Source organism: Cognaticolwellia mytili (genome assembly GCF_002104475.1).
GTDB lineage: Bacteria > Pseudomonadota > Gammaproteobacteria > Enterobacterales > Alteromonadaceae > Cognaticolwellia > Cognaticolwellia mytili.
Window position 1 is genome coordinate 99,109 of sequence record NZ_NBOF01000002.1, and the last position, 21,525, is coordinate 120,633.

The following is a 21,525-nucleotide window of genomic DNA, read 5'->3' on the forward strand; positions in this document are numbered from 1 at the left end:
CCTATTTATTCGCTTAAAAGTGAGCTTTGCTATGCCCTGCTACATTGAACTTAAAAATATCAGCCAGTCGTTTCAAACCAATGACACCAAGGTGACGTTATTTGAAGATCTCAATTTAACCATGTCGCGTGGCAAATCATACGCCATTACTGGTCCTTCCGGCGCAGGTAAATCAAGTTTACTGATGTTGATATCAGGCTTAGAGCAAGCAACATCGGGAATAGGAAGTTATGTCAATGGCGAACAAAAGCAGTCCTTATCTGAATTAAGAAGCGACATTGGCTTTATATTTCAGCAATTTCATTTACTACCAGAATTAACCGCACTCAATAACGTAGCCCTGCCACTAAAATTACGAGGCGATAAAACCGCGCTAGCAAAAGCCAAACATTGGCTAGAAAAAGTCGGTTTGCAACATCGCCTAGATCATAAACCTAGCGAGCTTAGTGGCGGCGAACAACAACGAGTCGCCATAGCACGTGCATTAGTGTTCGAACCTAAATTTATCTTCGCTGATGAACCTACGGGTAATTTAGACCAAAACAGTGCCAACGAAATCGCTGATATTCTTTTTACTTGCTGCCAAGAAAACAACGCAGGCCTTGTGGTGGTTACTCACAGTGAAGCATTAGCTGAGCGAGCCCAGCACAGGTTTTCCTTAGCTGAAGGTCAGCTATGTCTGCAAGAAAACAAGCTATTAAAGGTGGCGTCATGTTAATAAACAACAGCAAGCTGGCTTGGCATTTTTATCAACAAGAATATCGCTCACCTCACCAACGGTTATTGCGCTGGACTCAAGGTATTTTACTGTTATTCATTATTACCTTAGGGCAAACAAGCGAGAGCATTCAAAGTTATTTAAACGACAACTTACAAAGCTTGTTAGGTGCTGATGCGGTGCTAAGTCAAGCGACTGCCTTAACCTCTAAACAGCAAAACGAGCTGACAGCAATCACCAACAATCTTGTACAAATCCAAGAGGTAAAAACTACGTTAACGCATGAGGAACAATGGCAACGCACCAAATTAAAAGCGGTTGACGCTCAATACCCATTGCAAGGTCAGCTACTCACCTCAACGTCATTAAACGACAAAGAAACGGCTACTTTCTCTGGCCCTAAGCAAGGCCATATTTGGCTCGATGCCAGGTTACTGGCCGGCTTATCAATTAACATTGGGGATTACCTACAAATCGCCAATCAAACGTTTTTAGTTGCACGGATATTACATCACGAACCCGACCGCTTGATGGAAGGCCATAACGTTGATATGCGGGCGATGATTAATAGCCGCGATATCACATCGCTAGGTTTTGCTCCCGATCTGATACATTACCGTTACCTAATCGCCGCTACTGATAGCCAAATTGAAACGCTGATAACATGGCAACAAGAAAACCTGCCAGCGGCGCAAGTGCACCATAAACAAGGGAATCACCCATTAGCCTTATTCTGGAAAAGAACCGAAAACTTTATGGGCTTGGCCTCTATTCTATTGTTCTTTATGGCAGCCATTGCCATTAACCAATTAACTCAAGTACATATCAAAAAAGATCAATATTTTTCCGCCATTTGTATGAGCCTTGGCGCAACAAAAAGCACTGGCATTCAAGTATCAATGTTAAAGTGGTTATTTGGCCTGTTACTGATCATTCCTATTGTTTTAGCGCTTTCAGCAATAAGCCATTGGTTAATCATTAACTGGATAAATGAAACATTTGCTGAATTAACTTGGCAGTGGCACCTAACATCAATGGCGAGCTCAATTTTAGCGGTGGCAATCATATTTGCTATTTTCCATGCCCCTGTTTGGCTTTCTCTGCGCAATAACTCAGTGGCTAAACTATTTACTGGCAATCAAGGTGGCGTAAGTCATTGGCTAGGCAAACTGAGCAGTTTGGTGGTGCTAGCCGTAGTCGTTATAAGCTACTCAGACAATGCCTTATTAACCTTAATGATGATCACTGCCATCGCGTTTACTATCGTAATAATGATTGTGATCAGCTGGAGCTCCCTAACACTTGGCGAAAAGCTCTGCCAAAATTTTTCGGGCTTAATACCATTTTCATTATTTATGATGAAACAACGTTTGGTCAGTAAAAGTACACAAATTTTGGGCGTCGGCTTATCTGCATTTTTACTATTATTCACCCTAATGTTGATGAAAGATTTAGGTGCGACGATGGCCTCATACCAACGCCAGCACGACGGCAATATCATAGTTTCACAAGCCACCAAACCGCAAATGGACTTTATTGAACACTGGGCTGAGCAACATAGCATTGATATTCGCCAAGCTAAGCCATTTATGTACGCAAAACTAATTGCTGTTAACAAGCAATCATTAGCCGAATTGAGTAATAAACCTAGCGACAGTTTGGCAACGTTTAGCCGTGCTATTCGCTTACATTGGAGTGAAGCAGTACCAAAAAATAACGCTGTGGTTAATGGTCAATGGTGGCAAAACGATAGTCAAAACTGGCAACAAATATCGCTTGAAGAAGAAGTGATGACTGACTTAGGTTTAGCGCTTGGCGACTGGTTAACCTTTTTTATCGGCCAGCAACAAGTAGAATTGAAAATAGTGGCAAGTCACGTATTCAAGCCCGGTGCCGGCTCTATTACCTTTTGGGTGCAAATGCCACCTGCCGCACTTGCTCATATTCAGTCAGCACACTACAGCATGGCAAGTATCGAATTAACGCAACAGCAACAAGCACTATTGCCCGCACTATGGCAAAAATTTCCGACCTTACGCATGGTGTCACTGAAAGAAGTCACCAAACGCTTTGATAGCATGCTAGCAATGATCACCAAGGTGATCAGCGGTTTCTCATTAATGATCATTATACTAGCTAGTGTGGTTATTCTCGCCTCTATCAATGCTTTAGAATCGCAAGAAAAGAAAAAAAACAGCATCATTATGAGCTTTGGCTTTACTCGAAAAACCTGTTTAAAACTCAACATTATTGAATGGTTAGTTACTGCAAACGTTACCGCTATTGGCGCTATTTTAGGGACTTATTTTGCAGGTGTGCTTATTTATCAATCGCAGTTCTCGCTGACCTATCAGCCTGACTTTATTTGGTTATTCGCAACCTTAGCGATCATTTTATCTGTCGTTACCAGCCTAGGTATTTATGCCAGCAGGCACAGCTTGCAAAGCTCGGTTAAACAACTTATGTCTGATACCTAAGACCTAACACTTAACACTTAGATTTAATATTTCACATCCGTTTCACAGCAAGCTTGGCACTATTGCAGTAAATGCTAGGAGCAAATTAATGAGAACTACAATGAACATATGCAAACAAGCAATAAAACAATTTATCGCCCTATTCATGCTAATTACCATATCGATACAGGTAAACGCAGCAACCGACACTAAGAAAGTCGTGATGATTGTCAGTGGTTACGGCCAACAACAAGGCGAAGAACAACCGGGCTATGAATTTGACGAATTCTCTAAAGCTTATGCCGTATTCAAAGCCAATGGGATAACTGTTGATGTTGCCAGCCCTAACGGCGGCAAGGTCGAAGCAGATAAATACGATGCTAAAAAATCATACAATGCTAGCATATTGGCAGACCAAGCAATTATGGCAAAGTTAAACAATACCTTGTCTACTGCCACATTAAACGCCAAAGCCTATGACGCAATATTTATTGTTGGTGGTAAAGGCGCAATGTTTGATTTACCTAAAGATGAAGCACTTAAAACCATCATTGCCGATATTTATCAGCAACAAGGCACAGTCGCCGCGGTATGCCATGGCCCTGCAGCTTTGGTTGATGTAAAACTAAAAGACGGCAGTTATTTAGTCGCCAATAAAGCGGTGAATGGCTTTACCAATAAAGAAGAAAAATTGTTTGGTAAAAAATGGCTGAGCAAATTCGAGTTTATGCTAGAAGATAAATTAACTGAGCGTGGCGCGCACTTCCAATCAAGCGACATTATGTTAAGCCATGTCGCGGTTGATGAGCGATTAATTACCGGCCAAAATCCTACATCAACCGTTGATGTTGCAACAGCGTTAGTAAAAACGCTCGGCTTAGTACCTGTTTCTCAAACAAAAGATATTGAAGATAACACCATGGCAGTTATCGCGAAGTTTTTAGCTGGCGATACATCAGCGGTGCAAGTATTAACGGATAACGTAGAGCAATATCATATTGCCTTAGCGGGCATGTACGGCTTTTACTATTTAAAAACCGCTGAAAGCAATCACGATTTTGAACAAGCGCTTACCCTAATGACCATCGCACAAAAAACAATTAACAGCCCAATGTTAGATATGACAATTGCGAAAACACAACATAAACTAGGTAAAAACCAAGCGGCCGAAAATACCTTAAAGCAATTGTTAGTATCAAAACCTGATCACAAGCCCGCATTAGAGATGTTAAAAAGCTTATCTTTATAATAAATTAGCACGTAAGTTAACCATTCTTTAAAGTAAAGTTTGAACTAAAGCACTGCTAGCAAACACAGTGCTTAGTTTTATCATATATTGAGTAAGGCATATGAAAGATCAATCTACAGCACTTAATGTTCTCGTCGTTGAAGACCAACAAAGTATTGCCCGCAATATTTCTGATTACATGGAAGCCAAAGGTCACCGCTTTGACTTTGCCAGCCAAGGCCAACAAGGGCTCGACTTAGCACTTGAACATCATTTTGACTTAATTATTTTAGATCTTAACCTACCCAAAATGGACGGACTTGAGGTATGTGAGCAAATACGAAAACACGCTAATCGCCATATTCCTATTTTAATGCTCACCGCTCGCGATAGTATCGACGATAAAGTCTCTGGCTTTACCGCAGGCGCTGACGACTACCTCACCAAACCCTTTTCATTGCAAGAGTTAGAAGTACGATGCCTAGCATTATCAAGACGCCACTTATTGCAAACATCTGATGTTTTAACTATTGGCCCGTTAGCCATTGATAGACAAAAAAAACAGGTTTCTAGAAACAATAAGCTGCTAGACTTACACGCCATGGGCGTACGCATATTAACGCTTTTAGCAGAAGCTTATCCGCAAGTAGTCACTCGTAGCACCTTAACGCAAAAAATTTGGGGTGATGACCCTACTGAGTCTGACGCAATGCGCTCGCATATTTACCAACTACGTAACGTTTTAGACAAGCCATTCAACTATCCAATATTAAAAACCGTACATGGCGTTGGCTTTACCTTAGAGGTTAAAAATGAAGAATAACACCGGAAAACCTCACAGTTTAAGCCGACGTATTGTCACGCAATTTTGTATTTTCACTTTATTCCTTTCGACTTTTTATGGCTGTTTCTGTTTTATATTTTTGTACATTTTAGAAGACAACTTTATTGAGCGTGAAGTTGGACAAGAAGCCGACTATTTAATTGCTCATTATCAGAAAACAGATCAATGGCCAGCCCCGCGCAGCTCACATATGTCATTGCACTTTTCAAAAAGTGACTTACCTGATGACTTAAACCAACAACTTACCGACGAACCACAAAGAAATGAATTCTATGGTTTTGACGGTAGGCATTACCATCTGCTGAATTTATCAAAGCACGATAGCGTTTATTTGGTTGCTGAAGTTAGTCAAAAGCTTTTAGTACGCCCTATCAGAAGCGGTATAGTGGCATTTTTCTTAGTTTGTACAGGCATATTAACGCTGGTAGCTTTTTTTATTGCTTGGATGCTAGGCCGCAAAACCGCAACACCACTTAAGCGCTTAGCTGACTTAGTTGACGGTGTCGCACCCGAAAATATCCCCAGCACTTTCGCCCATAACTTTCCCAACAACGAAATAGGCGTGTTAGCGCGAACGCTTGAAAACTCCATGCAACAAATTAGCAAAGCACTCGAGCGCGAAAAATGCTTTACCCGTGATACCAGTCACGAATTGCGAACCCCTGTCGCGATTGTCAAAAATGCTGTTGAGGTGTACCACAGTAAAAATACCGATAATGATGACAATCAGCAATTAATCAGCCGCATTTCTGACGCCGCTATGCAAATGGAGCAAACGGTAAACACGCTATTAATGCTCGCTAGAGAAGAACATAACAGCGACGAAAAAACACAAGTTCAACTGTTGCCATTGGTTGAACAATCGATATTAGATCATAGCTATATACTTAACGACAAAGCGGTTGAAGTTGATGTATCAAACAACTGTAATACCCAAGTACACGCGCTATCAGGCATGTTAAAAGTGTTACTTGATAACTTGCTCAGTAACGCTTTTCAATACACTAACCTTGGCGAAGTTAAGGTTGATTTTATCGATAATCAGTTAATCATCAGCGATACTGGCCCAGGTATAGAGGAAGGTATTTCTTCGCTTGTTACCGCGCCAGCAGTCAAAGGGAGCCAAAGCACCGGCTATGGGTTTGGTTTATCCATCGTAAAACGTTTATGCGAACATCAAGGCTGGCAACTCACGGTTGAAAGTAACAAAGGTACGGTTGTTTCTGTGTTATTTTCAGTAAAATAAAACTAGAAAAGCAATCTACTAGGCAATAAATCGCTCTGCCCTCTTTCGCTGCAGCATTTGAAGCGTTATTATCGCCGCTTAATTTCAATCGCATATTGTTAAGTGTTTATGAAAATTGTTGCAGGCTTTTGGTATACCTTAGTATTTGTTGTATTGGCGATAGGCTTCTTAACTGGTACAGTTCAGCAATACTATTATGTCGGTGGCTGGACCAACGCGCCATTGTTGGCAAAAATTGGTATTCCGCTAACATTCATTACTTTCATTGGTTTTTGGATAATGATGTTGGAAGACTTTATTGAAAACAAAACTAAACAGCACCGCGTGTTGATTGGCCTGAGTTTGTTTTTTCTGCATTGGATAGCGATTTTGGTGTACTTTTGGGCGGTGGTTTATCGCCGAGAAAATCAAGGAAACTAAGACTAATTGGCTTCTAAATAAATATTAATCCAAGCACTTCAATTAACCGGAACACTCGTTCTAAATCGAATAATGCTAGCCTTTGCACTAGGCTAAGTTCACCATTTTTTTAATTCAGTGGTTTATGGCCCCCAAGAAAACAACAAATCAGTTGAGTGGATACACCGTATTATCATTTTATTTCCCGCGGTGTTCGGCGAGCTTTTTCATTGTCATTTGCTATGATAAATGTGTCACTCGAAACCCATAGAGAATCTAAAAAATGAATTATGTTGATGGATTTGTTTTAGCTGTTCCAACTGATAAAAAAGAAGCTTATATAAAACATGCAAATGAGGCGGCTGAGGTATTTAAAGAGTATGGAGCGCTTTCACTTGTCGATTGTTGGGGCGATGACGTGCCAGCAGGAGAAGTAACATCATTTCCGATGGCGGTGAAATGTGAGCCTCATGAAACAGTTTGCTTTTCTTGGCTTACATGGCCGTCCAAAAAAGTTCGAGATGAAAACATGGAAAAAATCATGGACGATCCTAGAATGCGGCCAGACAATAATCCGATGCCGTTTGATGGAAGGAGAATGATTTTTGGTGGCTTTGAAGTTATTGTAGATAAATGACGCAAAAAACACTTACTAGCAATTCAAACTAAACAATGTTCTGCCCTTAGTTTTAATGGGCACCTCCTCATCACTATGAGGAGGTTAAACTTCCAAGTATTATAGTCAATATAGCAAACTAGTACCAGCAAGAGCCGTCACCTAACCTGAAACCTGTGCTGTTATCACTCTACAAGTGTCTGGTACTGATAATCAGAGTACGTATCTTTAGACACTTCATCTATCTCAACAAAATAAGCGAACGTGCCTTTCATTTCTAAGGTGTGTTCGCGAAATAAAATCGCATCATCAATATTGATAAAATTAAAAGTTAATGAAAATTCATTAATAGCTGCGCTAAACATGGGTGAAAATTCAGCGTTGTTAGTGATGGTAATAGTTTCAATAAATGCGTCTTGTTTGTTGTACGACAATAAGCCGTCTAGCTTTTCCTTAGTGTCGTCACCAAACTGACTTAAGGTAACTTGAAAGCTCATTTCTATATGAGTAGCACTTTCGCTTTGGTAACGAAGTGACTCTAGGTTAATTATTTCCCTAAACTTCACTGAATAGCTTTTATCACTTTGTTTTTTATTGGCACGTTTACGCTTAGCTTTTATAAATTTCTTCTGTTGTTTTGTTGTTGGCTCGTTACCGTTTATACGCATCAGCGACCATTGCTTGTTAACGTCATGCCATGGGGTGAACTGTTCAAGGCTACTGGTTATGTCGCCCTCTTCATTCTCAAAGCGGTCAACCTGAAAGGCCCACTGTTTCCTGTCAGTTTGCTCAAACTTAATAATCGCCTGATGTACTTTTTGTTTAAGTGATGTTTGATCCTTGATCTCGATGTTTGCTGCATTCGAGCCAAAAACCACTCCCAAGCAAGCCAACACTAGCCAATAGCGATACGCCATAACATTCTCTTTTAAGATATTTGATTAATCGGTATTTTATCTTTGAACTTGTGAAATATTCGTGAAAAACTTTAGGACGAGACAGTAAAATAATTGAAAAAGCCAATGAGCGTCCTCATTGGCTTTTTAGTTTTTAACCCGCCTAAGTTCAATTTAATTCAGTAAACTTAGCTGTATTCGTTTAACTAAAAATCGTAGGTGTAGCTAACGCTAAATATCGTGCCGACTTCTTTCGAGCGTACGATAATATCAGATTGCGTTACTTCTTGATCTTCATCGAGTAAGTTCTTCACTTTAACTTTAATTTTGGAGTTAAAGTCAGGGTAGTAAGTGTAAACCGCATCAAGTGAGTGGAATGGCTGCTCTAACGCATCTTCCCTACCACCAACACCTGAAGCGATAATACGTTCACCAAAGACATTATACACCAATGAGCTACTATGATTACCGTTAGCAGAGTCATAATTAAGTTGTAAATTCACCACGTACTCTGAATGCCCTGTCATGCGTTTTTTTGGGTTGGTTAAGTTACCGGCAAACGCTGGATCAATTGAGACTTCTGAGTCACTTAAGGTGATGTTACCTGAGGTAAAGAAGCCGTCTGCTAGCCACGTTAAGTCGTGTAACCATTCTGCTTCAATGCCGTAAACTTCAGCCGTTTCACCGTTAACAAATGATAAGGTGTAATCTTCGTCACCAATGGATAAAACCGACTCAATTGGGTTGGTAATATCTTTATAAAACACACCGACAGAGTAATTATCGCCGTTATCAGCATAGTATTCATAACGGGCATCGTAGTTTTTAATTGGGCTACTTTTAAGCCCAACACGGCCGATGGTACGAATATCGGTTAGTGGGTCATAGTAGGCTACTGGCACCACTTCGCGTAAATCAGGACGAACAACCGTTTCACCGTAACCAAAGCGTATTTGATAGTCATCACCGCCAATGTAGGTAAGCGACAACGCACTAAAGAAGTCGTCTTCTATGATGCTACCATTTTTGATTTTCTCTTCTGAAAAGAAAATATCTAAATCTTCTTTTTTGAAAATCAAACTTGAAGTTGCTAGCGACGTTTGTTTGAACTCTTCATAGCGAATACCACCACTAACACGCCATTTGCCTTGATACATCAAGTCAAAAGCACCGTAACCGGCATCTATCTTCTGGCCTGCTAAGTAATCGTCAGCGTCGGGTGCCGTTGGTTCATTAAAATCGACCAAAATACTATTGTTATCAAGTAGTTCGTCACTCAGGTAATTTGTCACGCTAAGTACGGAGTCAGCACCGGTGTTGACGGGGATTTTAATGCCGCTTTTATTATTAACGGTAAAGCTTGAGGTGCTGTAGTAACGGCCTTTATCTGAAAAGTCGTACCCAACTTTAAACTCAAGTTCGATATCTTGAAAATACAAAGGTAAAGTCACATTACCATTGTATGATTTAACGTTATCTTCTAACGATAAATATGAAAATACCGCTCGGTTGTCATCACCCGTGATATGTGAGCTTTGATACGCGCCATCGGCATAGGTATCAATAAACTTATATTTCACGTCGGTTGGAATTTCAGTTTCTGCGGTAGACTCGGTATATTGCCAATCAGCACCTAAACCTAAAAGCTTGGTAAAGGTATGCTTACCGGTGAACTGCATAATTTTAAGTGAACGTTCTTCATAGTTAAGTTCATGCAAACGCTGCGCTTGGCCATTACCATAAATGGTATCGACGGTACTGCCGTTCGGGCTTTCGATAACACCAATAACACTTTCGTCTTCATTATCTTCTAAGTAAATATTACTCCAAGACAATTCATGATTATCCAGTTTATAACCGAGATTAAATACTGCACTTAAGCGCTCATTTCCAGTGGTAACTTGCGAGTTTTTTACGGTGTTATAACAAGCGTTTGCAATTTGTTCATCATTGAGTAGCGTTTCACTACAGTCATCAGAAAAGTTTTCGCTGACTACCGCTGATTTTTTGTTAGTGAATTGCCATTTGTTATCGTATGAAACCGCAGCCAAGAAGCCTATTTGACCGCCAAAATAACTTTCGTCAAACGAGTTACCTATTGAGGCCTTTACGTTATATGTAGGGTCAAGTGAGTCGTCTTTCATCACCATATTACGTGGCAATGACTTTAATAAACCTTGGTTAATAGTTTGCGCTTGTTCACCACGCGTGGCGGCATCGGTATCAACCAAGTTATCTTTTAAAATAATATTACGGGGCGAAAAATCACCTTTGTATTGGCTAATGGCATCTTTAAGTTCATTAGGTAGGCCATTGCCTTGGCGGTTGTAGGTAAAACCGTCTTGTGAATTCTCATCATAAGCTAAACCGACTTCAACACTGGCGACAAAATCTTTAGGGACTGATTTTGTTCGAATGTCGATAGCACCACCGCCAAACGCCGCAGGCATAGACGGTGAATAGGCTTTTTGTACTGATAAGCTTTCAATAATGCTCGCGGGGAATAAATCAAGCGGTACCACATTTCGAGTTAAGTCAGGGCTTGGAATATTTGCGCCGTTTAACCGTACGCTTGAATAGCGTTCGCCTAAACCACGTACATAGATAAACTTACCGTCAACTAACGTTAAGCCCGTCACTCGTCGTAATGCGGCGGCGGCATCACTATCACCCGTTTTTGAAATTTGGTCTGCACCTAAAATATCAGCAACAAACGCCTGGCTGCGTCGTTCTTCTATAACGGCGGCCGCACTGCCCTGTAATCGAGTTGCTTTAACTACAACCTCTTCCATTACATCGTTCTCTTCGGGTGTGCCTTGTGCAATTACGTTGGAAGTTTGGGCAAGTAGTGCCAGCCCCACGGCAAAAGAAACTCTTTTAAGTCTATGTTGAGTTGTCATTTTTAAATCCTGCTCTCAAATCAAGTCATTTAAAAGGCGTAGGATTAGCTACGCCTTATTAGCTAAATAAGCGTTTAATTAGTCTTGATCTGCTGCGGTAACCGCGGCTTCAACCCATTTATACCAATCTGAGTTTGTGTCATTTTCAGATACGGCGCCGATGTAATTACCCGCTTGGAAAAAAGCATCTAAGCCTGATAAGTCATTTGCCGTTATCGTGATATCAGCTGAATCAACATCAGTTGCAAAGGCATTGGCAAGTACACTTGATGTGCTAGAAATACGTTGGCTTGTAGCGCTATTATCAAACCAGTCAGCTTTTGCTGTACCTGTTAATGCTACAGGCTCTTTACCTGAAATAAATGTTTGCTCACCTTTAAATTCATTAATACACGCCATCACAGAGTTTGAGAACGATACGGAATCAACATTGATTTCGCCATCAGACTTATGCTCGATACAGTTAGTACCATTAGCACCTTCTGTTTTAACAATTAAGGTGTTGTAGTACATTGATTTAATCGCATCATCGAATTTAAAAGCTTGTGATGGGTCGTCATCGCGCACTGAACTACCGTCAGTTGTTATAACCGTTACGTTTGCAAACGTTGGGTTTGAGGTTGGTGCTTGTGAGTATTCTGCCCCGCCATTTTTTTCACCGTCAGTTTCAAAACCGTTGTTACCCATAAATACATCTGAGCCTGCAGGAATGGTCACACCGTCAACAATCACATCGCTTTTAGTTTTAACTGTTCCGTGCTTAACAAATATGTATTGGCCGTTACCCTGCCAACCAGCGTCAACATCAATGGCGTCATCTTGAGTATCTGTTACCACAATATGGCTAATATCTGCAGCGCCACCGAAGAATTCAATACCGTCATCAAAGCCTTGATGAATATGAATATAGTCAAATGCTGAACCTGAGCCAACAGCATTCAATGTTAGTGAGTTAAGGTCATCACCTTCACCACCTGAACGTGGACCTGAGCCTGCGTACCAAATGTTAGCAAATTCAATAGTACCACTACTGTCAGCATTGTTATTACCACCAAAGTAGCTGGTAACACCTTCTGTTGTTACGTTACATGTACTTGCCGCACGTTGTGCATCAGTACATTGGTTAGTAATACCAAAACCATTAATGATAATGCCGCCCCAGTCGGCAAACTGAGCACCGTTACCGACAACATCTAAACGGTCGTAGGCATTAGCAGAAGTAAAGGTAATAGGTTTTTCTAAAGTGCCGATAGCATTAATTTTTGCGCCACGGCCAATACGAATAATGGCTTCACCGGAAGTAAACGCTAAATTGGCTCCTTCAACAACAGTTAACGTTGGGCCATTAGCCGCAATAGTACAACCTGTAGTAGTGTCACAGTCTTTACCCATTAACAGGGCGCCATTGAAAACGTGAACACCGTCATTAGGTAATTCATTGAATGTTAAGTCTGTTTCTATTTCGATATTTTTACTAGCAAATGCGGCAGTGTAATTACAATCGCGACCGTCGTACGAACCTTGTAATTCGCCGCGTGTTGCACATGGATTAGTATCACCACTATTGCCGCCACCGTCGGTGTTGTTTGAGTTATTGGTACTATTATCAACACTGTTATCATTTACGGTTGGCTCAATTTTGATATCGCCACCACAACCAACTAAAGCGATAGCACTTGCAATTACACTTACTTTAAATAGATTTTTGATACTCATTTCGGTTCTGCTCCGCAGATTTATTATTAAAAAATTTGCGATAATAGTACGGAGCGAAAATGACAGAATTGTTGAAATAATATGTAGTTTTTGTTTCAGTAACTTGACGGGACGATGACAATAATAAGTTAGAAATATTACAATCGTTCATGGGGTGTTATATATACGATGGTGTGCAAGGGGGAACAATAAAATAAAGCGCTGTTGGTGGTTTTTTAGAAAAATATTATTGGCTCACTTGCTATCTTGATTTAGGTTATTTGAGGAGCATCGTCACTCTTTACCACTTTTGGCATCATGACATTGCCTACACGGATGTAGGTACTTAGCTTTTGTCTGGAACAAAAAAGCTGACCATTCATCGACGTGCATGGATGCACTAATGCCGTGAAGCCATGGATGGCTAAGAACGGCCTGAATATAAAAAGCCGAGCAAAGTTGCTCGGCTTTTTATATTCAGTAAATGATCAATTGAACAAATTATTTACTACTGGTTACGGTGTCATTTCTTCTTGATCCGCGCCTTCTTTTTCAATCACTTCAGGAATTAAGTCTTCTTTTGAAATACCTAATGCTAATGCAATTGAGCTAGCAACGTAAACTGAAGAGTAGGTACCAACAAATACACCTAATAATAATGCCGTAGCAAAACCATGTATTAGTGCGCCACCTTGAAAGAACAAGGCTGCTAATACTAATAAAGTTGTTATTGAAGTAATAACAGTACGTGACAAGGTTTGTGTTAAAGAAATATTAATCACTTCTTCCGGACCACCTACACGTATTTTTCTAAAGTTTTCTCGAATACGATCCGAGACAACAATAGTATCATTAAGCGAGTAACCTATTACCGCTAATATTGCCGCGAGTACCGTTAAATCGAACTCTAGTTGCAACACCGAGAATAAACCTAAGGTCAGTAATACATCGTGAAATAACGCGATAACAGAGCCTAAAGCAAAGCGCCATTCAAAACGAAAAGCAACATAAACGAGTATACAGATAAGGGCTGTTAGCATCGCTAAACCGCCCTGCTCTGCTAGTTCATCACCAACACTAGCGCCAACAAACTCAATACGACGCATATCGATTTTATCGCCAGTGCCCGATTGAAGAATATCAAGCACTTGGTTACCAAGCATCTCTGCTTTTACACCTTCACGAGTTGCAAGGCGAATAACCACATCACGGCTTGAGCCATAAAATTTAACCACAGCATCATCAAAACCATTAGTTTCCATGATTGCGCGAATTTTATTCAAATCAGCCGTTTGCTCAAAGCCAACTTCAATTAAGGTACCGCCTGTAAAATCTAAACCAAAGTTAAGTTTGTTAGTTGCCAACGAAAAAACCGAAGCTAACATAAGTACGATACTTAACAATAGAGCTACCTTACGGTAACTCATAAAGGCAACAGTATCTTTTAATTGTAATATTTGCATAATATTGAAGCCCTATATAGACAGTTTATCGAGACGTTTACCGCCCCAAACAGCATTAACGACGGTACGAGTACCGACAACAGCTGTAAACATTGACGTAAGAATACCGATTGATAATGTTATCGCGAAACCTTTGATAGGCCCTGTACCAACAGCAAATAGAATCAATGCGGCAATTAAGGTGGTGATGTTAGCATCAATAATTGTCGAAAATGCTGCATCATAACCTTGGTGAATTGATTGCTGAATTGATTTACCTTCACGAATTTCTTCACGTATACGTTCAAAAATAAGTACGTTGGCGTCAACTGCCATACCGACGGTTAATACAATACCGGCCATACCAGGTAACGTTAATGCCGCACCTCCTGGCATCATTGACATAACACCAATAATCATCACTAAGTTTGCGCCTAACGCTAAGTTGGCAACTATGCCAAAAGCTCGGTAATAAACCAGCATGAATAAGAATACTAAGCCAAAACCTAACATAATAGCTTGAAAACCCAACTGTACGTTTTCAGCACCTAATGTTGGACCAACAGTACGCTCTTCTACAATTTGAATTGGTGCAACTAAAGCACCTGCTCGAAGTAATAATGCTAAGTTATGTGCTTCAGCTTGACTACCAGCACCAGTAATACGGAAAGTTTTACCTAAGCGCGCTTGAATAGTGGCAACACTGATCACTTCTTCAACTTTTTCGAAGATAGTATTACCTTCTGAATCGACGCGATCAGTTGGCTTAAATTCGATAAATACTGTCGCCATAGGCTTACCAATATTACTTTTGGTGTTGCTTGACATTTTGTTACCGCCAGCAGAATCTAAAGTAATATTAACTTGTGGTCGGCTATATTCATCAAAACTTGAACCAGCGTCAACAATATGATCACCAGTAAGCATCACACGTTTTTTCAACAACACAGGTTGACCGTTACGTTCTTTTAATAATTGTGAGCTACCTGGAACTCGGCCGTTAAGCGCCGCACCTAAATCGCCTTCAGTATCAACTAAACGAAATTCAATGGTTGCCGTAGCACTTAAAATTTCTTTTGCTTTCGCAGTATCTTGAACACCCGGTAATTCAATAACAATGTGCTTTTTACCTTGGCGTTGTACTAATGGCTCAGCAACACCTAGTTCGTTAACACGGTTACGAATAATAGTAATGTTTTGTTGCAGTGCATACTCGCGAGTTTCTTTTAGTTTTTGCTCAGTCATGCTTGCTGATAATGTTAAGTTACCTTCATTACTAACAAACAATAAATCACGATTTTGCTTTGAAAGAAAAGTTTCTGCTTTTTCTAAGTCTTCAGCATTACGAAATTGCACATTGATGCTATCGTTAGTATTTTTCACTGAACGGTAACGTATTTTTTCGCCACGTAAGCCTGTGCGGAAATCATCAACTAAGCTTTTTTGTACCTTAACGATAGCTTCCTGCATGTTAACTTCCATTAGGAAGCTAACACCACCACTTAAATCTAAACCTAACTTCATTGGCGTACCGCCAATACTTGCTAACCATGAAGGTGTTGCTGGAGTCAGGTTTAAAGCGACTGAATACTCTTCGCCCATAATGTCATCAAGTAAATCACGTGCTTTAAGCTGCTCTTCAGTGTTCTTAAAACGCGCTAACACTTGACCTTTTTCCATCGCGATATTCGCGTAAGAAATATTGTTTTCGTCTAAGTGTGACTTAACTGTATCTAAAGTTGCTGCGGTTGTTTCTACGCCACGTAAGCCAGAAAGTTGTACTGCAGGGTCTTCAGGATATAGGTTTGGCGACGCATAGATTGCACCAATGGCGACTATAAATAGCACCATTAATGACTTCCATAATGGATATTTGTTTAACACAATATCATCCTATTTTCTTTTAACTCGCTTTAATTCAACAACGTATTTAACAACGCAAAATCAAAGTGAAATTCATAAATATTTCATTGTTATAGTTACGCAAAAGTGCCAATTGACAAATTATCAAGCAGCACTTTCAATGTAACTATGTAGCTAAAACAATAAAGTCTCCTTATAGAGACTTCATTGTGCCTTTTGGTAATACCGCGTTAATAGCACCTTTTTGCACTGTAACCTCGGTACCTTCAGCAATGCTTACTACGATAAAGTCTTTTTCATCAGAAACTTTAACAATTTTACCAACAATGCCACCTTGTGTTAATACTTCATCACCTTTCGACAATTCAGACATCAAGCTCTTGTGCTCTTTTACACGCTTAGCTTGTGGACGGTAAATCATAAAATAAAACACTAAACCAAATACCGCTAACATAATTAACATTGAAGTTCCGTCAGCTGATTGAGCAGGTGCTGCAGCGGCGTGGGCTTGGCTAATAAATAAACTCATAAATTCCTCTTATTATTTTCTCTAATTAGGTGTTCTAATTAATGCTTTTTGTAAATGGTGAATGTAAACCGGTTAAAGTTTTAATCTGTTTCTTTACTTGTTTCTACGCCAGCTATTGGCGGAACAGGTAAATCGCGTAATGCGTAAAATTCGGCAACAAACTCTTCTAGTTTGCCTTGCTCTATTGCATCACGCAATCCTTTCATAACACGTTGATAAAAACGTAAGTTATGCATGGTATTCAATTGCGAACCTAAAATCTCGTTACATTTGTCTAAATGATGTAAATAAGCACGAGAATAGTTTTTACAAGTATAACAATCACAGTCTGGATCTAATGGACCTGTGTCTGTTTTATGACGAGCATTTCTAATTTTTATCACACCATTGGTAACAAATAAATGTCCGTTACGCGCGTTACGTGTTGGCATAACACAATCAAACATATCAATACCACGACGAACACCTTCAACTAAATCTTCAGGTTTGCCTACTCCCATAAGATATCGGGGTTTATTCTCCGGTATCAAGGGGGTGGTATGATCTAATATTCGAATCATATCTTCTTTTGGCTCACCAACTGATAAGCCACCAATGGCATAGCCATCAAAGTCGATACCCGTTAAGCCGTTAACGGAAACTTCACGTAAATCTTCATACATGCCGCCTTGTACAATACCAAACAATGCGTTTGAGTTACCTTGATGCGCATCTTTAGAACGCTGTGCCCAACGTAATGAAAGCTCCATAGAAACTTTCGATTCTTCATGACTGGCTGGATACGGCGTACACTCATCAAATATCATGACAATATCTGAGCCTAAACTATTCTGTACTTCCATCGAACGTTCAGGGGTTAGCATAATTTTTTCACCATTAACCGGTGAACTAAATTTAACCCCTTCTTCAGTGATTTTACGCATTTTGCCTAAGCTAAAAACTTGGAAACCGCCAGAATCAGTTAAAATTGGCTTATCCCAGTTCATAAAACCATGTAAACCACCATGTTGCTCAATAATTTCAGTGCCCGGACGCAACATTAAATGAAAGGTATTACCTAACAGTATTTCTGCCCCCGTTGCCGCAACTTCTTCAGTTTTCATACCTTTAACAGTACCGTAAGTACCCACGGGCATAAATGCTGGCGTTTCTACGGTGCCACGTTCAAATGTTAAACGGCCACGTCTTGCTTTTCCGTCAGTGGTCAATAATTCGTACTGCATAGCTTTCTTTTCTGTTTTATCTGTCATTCTCTATCCTTCACCAACTAGCGAAACAGGCTAGCAGCTCTTTCGTGTTAACAACTAGAGGTGCTAGTTGCTGATAATCTTTCAATTGGGTATCTATAAATTTTCGAGCTTAATCTTTTAATCTGTTAATCTTTTATTTTCTTAGCATTTTGCTTTTTTAGTTAAGAACATCGCGTCACCATAACTAAAAAACCTGTATTGCTTAGCAACTGCGTGTTTATAAGCTGTGATAATATTATCGTAGCCAGAAAAGGCACTAACTAACATCAATAAGGTTGATTCTGATAAATGAAAATTAGTCACTAACGCGTCGACTATTTGAAATTCGTAGCCTGGAGTGATAAAAATATCGGTATCTCCATAATACTCACCAAATTCCTTGTTCTGATTCTTAGCAATTTTGGCTGCACTTTCTAAAGAGCGCACGGAAGTGGTGCCAACAGCAATAACTTTACCGCCATTGGCTTTGGTTTGATTAATTTGTTCGACAACTTCAATTGGTACTTCAATATATTCAGCATGCATAACGTGATCGGCAATTTCATCAACTTTTACTGGTTGAAAGGTGCCTGCGCCCACATGCAAAGTAACAAAAGCGAAATTAACGCCTTTGGCTTTAAGTTGTGCCATCATTTCATTATCAAAGTGTAAACCTGCCGTAGGCGCTGCTACCGCACCTGGTTTTTCGTTATAAACCGTTTGATAGCGTTCACGATCGCTATCTTCATCAGGTCGGTCAATATATGGCGGTAATGGCATATGGCCAATTTCATCTAAGACTGTAAGTACTGACTTTTCACCATGAAATTTAAGTTCAAATAAAGCATCGTGTCTTGCGACCATAGTCGCTTTAACTTCACCTTCAAGTAAAATTTCACTGCCTGGTTTAGGTGATTTGCTACAGCGAATATGCGCAAGCACTCGATTTTCATCCAATAAACGTTCAACCAGTACTTCTAGCTTGCCACCACTGGCTTTTTGGCCAAACAGGCGTGCAGGAATAACGCGGGTATTGTTAAATACTAACAAATCTCCTGGCTCAATATGGTCAATCAAGTCAGTAAAGGTCTCATCAGTAATTGTGCCACTATCACCATTCATCGCCATCAAGCGGCTAGCTGAACGATCGGCTTTTGGATAACGAGCGATAAGCTCTTCGGGTAATTCAAATGAAAAATCGGCTACGCGCATGATAATTTTATTAGTTTAAAAAGTGAAAAAACGCGTAATTTTAGTGCTGCATGCCACTAATAGCAAGCAATAACTGATAAAACTACACGAGAATTAAGAGCAAAATTTATTCACTAATGCTAAAGCGCTATCACCATGGTTAATAGTGACTATAATTTAAAAACAATCACTTAAAACAACCATTTTGGCGTATGCTGAAATCAAACTTTTTAATAGGTAAGCCCATGAAAAATCTTGCTTTCGCAATAGCTAAAACCATTGTTAATGGCTTTGAACGCCACATTTACCTTTATAGTGAAATAACTCAAACGGCAAAACAACGTTTCGAGCAATACCAATGGTCACAAGTGCAAAATGCCGCGAAAGCACGTACTGACTTTTACGAGCAACGGGTCGAAGAAACCTTATGTACCATAAAACAAGATTTTTTTATTACTTCCTTAGATGATGAACTTTGGCAATATGTTAAAAACTCCTACATAGAGTTACTGAGCAAACACCGGCAACCAGAACTAGCAGAAAGCTTTTATAATTCGGTTTTTTGCCATTTATTTGAGCGTAAGTATTATCACAACGCCTATATTTTTGTGCAATCAACAGCCACACGATTAGATGCCTTGCCAACACCGAAAATATTCACCAGTTACCACCCTGCAGAAACTGGGCTTTTTCAAACGATTAGTCATATTATGAAAAGCCAAAATTTTTCAGTGCCTTTTGCTCATTTAAAAAAAGATGTTAATACTCTTATTGCCAAATTTCGCCAGCAAGCCCATAAAACTCGCTACCAGTTGTCTGATTTACAATTTGATATTTTAGATTCTGTTTTTTATCGCAATAAAGGGGCTTACATTATTGGCCGAGTTATTTCACCTGCAGGTAAAACCCCTTTCATTATTTCACTACTAAATAATGAAAAAGACGGGCTTTATATTGATGCCTTGATCACTGACGGTGAACAAATGGCAGTCGTATTTGGCTTTGCCCGCGCTTACTTTTTTGTTGATTGTCAGCACCCTCATGCGCTGGTTGAGTTTCTTAATCGCTTAATTCCCCACAAAACACAAGCTGACTTATATTCTGCTATTGGATTTCATAAACAAGGGAAAACCCAGTTTTATCGCGATTTCTTAAACCATCTTGATAACAGTGAGGATAAACTTGACCTTGCACCCGGCATTAAAGGTATGGTGATGTCGGTATTCACCTTACCATCGTACCCTTATGTTTTTAAAATTATAAAAGACAAGTTCTCCCCTAGTAAAAATATGACCCGTGCAGATGTAAAAGGTAAATACCGTTTAGTTAAATTGCATGACCGTGTTGGTCGTATGGCAGATACCATGGAATATTCAGAAGTGGCGTTTCCTAGAGATAGGTTTTCTGCAGAGCTATTAACAGAACTTAATACGGTTGCTCCTTCATTATTGCGCTATGAGAATGGTTTAGTTGTCATAAAACATATGTATATTGAACGTAAAATGACACCACTCAACCTATACCTTGTTAACGCCAGTGATGAAGAAGTTGATAATGCTATGTACGGCTATGGTAAAGCGATAAAACAATTAATTGCTGCCGATATATTTCCAGGCGATATGCTATTGAAAAATTTTGGTGTTACCCGCCATGGCCGAGTGATTTTTTATGACTACGATGAAATCACCTATATGAATGAAGTAAACTTTCGCGTTAAACCAGAAGCAATAACTGAAGAACAAATCTACGCTTCCGAGCCTTGGTATTCAGTAGATCCTGGAGATGTTTTCCCAGAAGAAATAGCCACTTTTGCATTAGCAAATAAACGCTACCGAGAAGCCTTTCTACGTCATCACGCAAACCTATTGGAAGCAAAATATTGGCAAAGTTGTCAACGCGCCGTCGCTAAAGGCGTTTATGCCGATGTTTATCCTTACCCTGAAAAATCAAGATTTTGTTATTGGCAAAAATAAACTAAATTAATATACACAACTATCGGCATGCAATCTTGAGCAATAAAACAGCAACAGACAGGCTAACTGCTCTAAAAACGACTGATTAGCTGATTATTTAAGCGAACAGTCATTTTTTTTAAATTACCCCTTTACCTTTGGCTTTGCATCAGTATAATTCGAGTCCGTTGCAGGGGTGTAGTTCCAATTGGTAGAACAGCGGTCTCCAAAACCGACGGTTGGGAGTTCGAATCTCTCCACCCCTGCCATATTCTAAAGCCTCGACTTATGTCGAGGCTTTTCTCGTTTTAAGACTATATA

The 21,525-nt window shown here is 39.9% G+C and carries 16 protein-coding genes and 1 tRNA gene; 9 read left to right on the top strand and 8 right to left on the bottom strand.

What is annotated here, in order from left to right; all coding sequences use genetic code 11:
- Window positions 1-31: 31 nt before the first annotated feature.
- From B7C41_RS05425 to B7C41_RS05455, 7 genes are all read left to right on the top strand, one after another.
- On the top strand, window positions 32-718 hold the full coding sequence (locus B7C41_RS05425) for an ABC transporter ATP-binding protein (protein ID WP_085298625.1): 687 nt from the start codon (window positions 32-34) through the stop codon (window positions 716-718).
- On the top strand, window positions 676-3,195 hold the full coding sequence (locus B7C41_RS05430) for an ABC transporter permease (RefSeq protein WP_235839615.1): 2,520 nt from the start codon (window positions 676-678) through the stop codon (window positions 3,193-3,195). Before B7C41_RS05425 ends, B7C41_RS05430 begins: the two co-directional genes overlap by 43 nt.
- An 88-nt stretch (window positions 3,196-3,283) precedes the next feature.
- Window positions 3,284-4,423 (top strand): type 1 glutamine amidotransferase domain-containing protein, encoded by a 1,140-nt coding sequence (locus B7C41_RS05435; RefSeq protein ID WP_235839616.1) that lies wholly within the window; start codon window positions 3,284-3,286, stop codon window positions 4,421-4,423.
- Window positions 4,424-4,523: 100 nt separating this feature from the next.
- Entirely contained in the window at window positions 4,524-5,225 is a 702-nt protein-coding gene (locus B7C41_RS05440) for a response regulator transcription factor (protein WP_085297795.1), read from the top strand.
- Window positions 5,215-6,492, top strand: a complete 1,278-nt coding sequence (locus tag B7C41_RS05445) for a sensor histidine kinase (RefSeq protein ID WP_085297796.1) — start codon at window positions 5,215-5,217, stop codon at window positions 6,490-6,492. Before B7C41_RS05440 ends, B7C41_RS05445 begins: the two co-directional genes overlap by 11 nt.
- A 108-nt stretch (window positions 6,493-6,600) precedes the next feature.
- The gene (locus B7C41_RS05450; RefSeq protein ID WP_085297797.1) at window positions 6,601-6,912 is read left to right on the top strand and encodes a hypothetical protein; all 312 of its coding nucleotides are present in this window, start codon (window positions 6,601-6,603) and stop codon (window positions 6,910-6,912) included.
- Between the two features lie 262 nt (window positions 6,913-7,174).
- Window positions 7,175-7,528, top strand: coding sequence for a DUF1428 domain-containing protein (locus B7C41_RS05455; protein ID WP_085297798.1), 354 nt, complete (start codon window positions 7,175-7,177; stop codon window positions 7,526-7,528).
- Window positions 7,529-7,692: 164 nt separating this feature from the next.
- Here the strand turns inward: B7C41_RS05455 and B7C41_RS05460 are convergent, their stop codons facing one another.
- The 8 genes from B7C41_RS05460 to queA all read right to left on the bottom strand — a co-directional run bounded on the left by B7C41_RS05460 (window position 7,693) and on the right by queA (window position 19,273).
- Window positions 7,693-8,424 carry a hypothetical protein gene (locus B7C41_RS05460; protein WP_085297799.1) on the bottom strand — a complete coding sequence of 244 codons (732 nt, stop codon included), beginning with the start codon at window positions 8,422-8,424 and terminating at the stop codon, window positions 7,693-7,695.
- A gap of 185 nt (window positions 8,425-8,609) precedes the next feature.
- Window positions 8,610-11,303 (bottom strand): TonB-dependent receptor plug domain-containing protein, encoded by a 2,694-nt coding sequence (locus B7C41_RS05465; RefSeq protein ID WP_085297800.1) that lies wholly within the window; start codon window positions 11,301-11,303, stop codon window positions 8,610-8,612.
- A 78-nt stretch (window positions 11,304-11,381) separates the two neighbouring features.
- Window positions 11,382-13,019, bottom strand: coding sequence for a hypothetical protein (locus B7C41_RS05470; protein ID WP_085297801.1), 1,638 nt, complete (start codon window positions 13,017-13,019; stop codon window positions 11,382-11,384).
- Window positions 13,020-13,513: 494 nt separating this feature from the next.
- On the bottom strand, window positions 13,514-14,461 hold the full coding sequence (gene secF / locus B7C41_RS05475; protein WP_085297802.1) for a protein translocase subunit SecF: 948 nt from the start codon (window positions 14,459-14,461) through the stop codon (window positions 13,514-13,516).
- 12 nt (window positions 14,462-14,473) lie between these two features.
- Window positions 14,474-16,324 (bottom strand): protein translocase subunit SecD, encoded by a 1,851-nt coding sequence (gene secD / locus B7C41_RS05480; protein ID WP_085297803.1) that lies wholly within the window; start codon window positions 16,322-16,324, stop codon window positions 14,474-14,476.
- A gap of 172 nt (window positions 16,325-16,496) precedes the next feature.
- Window positions 16,497-16,832: a preprotein translocase subunit YajC gene (gene yajC / locus B7C41_RS05485; RefSeq protein WP_085297804.1), complete on the bottom strand. Its 336-nt coding sequence runs from the start codon at window positions 16,830-16,832 to the stop codon at window positions 16,497-16,499.
- Between the two features lie 80 nt (window positions 16,833-16,912).
- Window positions 16,913-18,055: a tRNA guanosine(34) transglycosylase Tgt gene (gene tgt / locus B7C41_RS05490; protein WP_085298627.1), complete on the bottom strand. Its 1,143-nt coding sequence runs from the start codon at window positions 18,053-18,055 to the stop codon at window positions 16,913-16,915.
- A 168-nt stretch (window positions 18,056-18,223) separates the two neighbouring features.
- Entirely contained in the window at window positions 18,224-19,273 is a 1,050-nt protein-coding gene (gene queA, locus B7C41_RS05495; RefSeq protein ID WP_211279494.1) for a tRNA preQ1(34) S-adenosylmethionine ribosyltransferase-isomerase QueA, read from the bottom strand.
- Between the two features lie 224 nt (window positions 19,274-19,497).
- Here queA and aceK point away from each other — a divergent pair, with 224 nt between their 5' ends.
- Window positions 19,498-21,225 (top strand): bifunctional isocitrate dehydrogenase kinase/phosphatase, encoded by a 1,728-nt coding sequence (gene aceK / locus B7C41_RS05500; protein WP_085297806.1) that lies wholly within the window; start codon window positions 19,498-19,500, stop codon window positions 21,223-21,225.
- 171 nt (window positions 21,226-21,396) lie between these two features.
- Window positions 21,397-21,473: transfer RNA gene (locus B7C41_RS05505), tRNA-Trp, on the top strand.
- Window positions 21,474-21,525: the final 52 nt, after the last annotated feature.

What these genes read in the sequence shown, in the direction of transcription:
- aceK (WP_085297806.1), top strand. Translation starts at nt 19,498, where the DNA reads ATGAAAAATCTTGCTTTCGCAATAGCTAAAACCATTGTTAATGGCTTT.
- B7C41_RS05440 (WP_085297795.1), top strand. Translation starts at nt 4,524, where the DNA reads ATGAAAGATCAATCTACAGCACTTAATGTTCTCGTCGTTGAAGACCAA.
- B7C41_RS05445 (WP_085297796.1), top strand. Translation starts at nt 5,215, where the DNA reads ATGAAGAATAACACCGGAAAACCTCACAGTTTAAGCCGACGTATTGTC.
- B7C41_RS05450 (WP_085297797.1), top strand. Translation starts at nt 6,601, where the DNA reads ATGAAAATTGTTGCAGGCTTTTGGTATACCTTAGTATTTGTTGTATTG.
- B7C41_RS05455 (WP_085297798.1), top strand. Translation starts at nt 7,175, where the DNA reads ATGAATTATGTTGATGGATTTGTTTTAGCTGTTCCAACTGATAAAAAA.
- tgt (WP_085298627.1), bottom strand. Translation starts at nt 18,055, where the DNA reads ATGCAGTACGAATTATTGACCACTGACGGAAAAGCAAGACGTGGCCGT.
- yajC (WP_085297804.1), bottom strand. Translation starts at nt 16,832, where the DNA reads ATGAGTTTATTTATTAGCCAAGCCCACGCCGCTGCAGCACCTGCTCAA.
- B7C41_RS05430 (WP_235839615.1), top strand. Translation starts at nt 676, where the DNA reads ATGTCTGCAAGAAAACAAGCTATTAAAGGTGGCGTCATGTTAATAAAC.
- queA (WP_211279494.1), bottom strand. Translation starts at nt 19,273, where the DNA reads ATGCGCGTAGCCGATTTTTCATTTGAATTACCCGAAGAGCTTATCGCT.
- secF (WP_085297802.1), bottom strand. Translation starts at nt 14,461, where the DNA reads ATGCAAATATTACAATTAAAAGATACTGTTGCCTTTATGAGTTACCGT.
- B7C41_RS05460 (WP_085297799.1), bottom strand. Translation starts at nt 8,424, where the DNA reads ATGGCGTATCGCTATTGGCTAGTGTTGGCTTGCTTGGGAGTGGTTTTT.
- B7C41_RS05425 (WP_085298625.1), top strand. Translation starts at nt 32, where the DNA reads ATGCCCTGCTACATTGAACTTAAAAATATCAGCCAGTCGTTTCAAACC.
- B7C41_RS05465 (WP_085297800.1), bottom strand. Translation starts at nt 11,303, where the DNA reads ATGACAACTCAACATAGACTTAAAAGAGTTTCTTTTGCCGTGGGGCTG.
- B7C41_RS05470 (WP_085297801.1), bottom strand. Translation starts at nt 13,019, where the DNA reads ATGAGTATCAAAAATCTATTTAAAGTAAGTGTAATTGCAAGTGCTATC.
- B7C41_RS05435 (WP_235839616.1), top strand. Translation starts at nt 3,284, where the DNA reads ATGAGAACTACAATGAACATATGCAAACAAGCAATAAAACAATTTATC.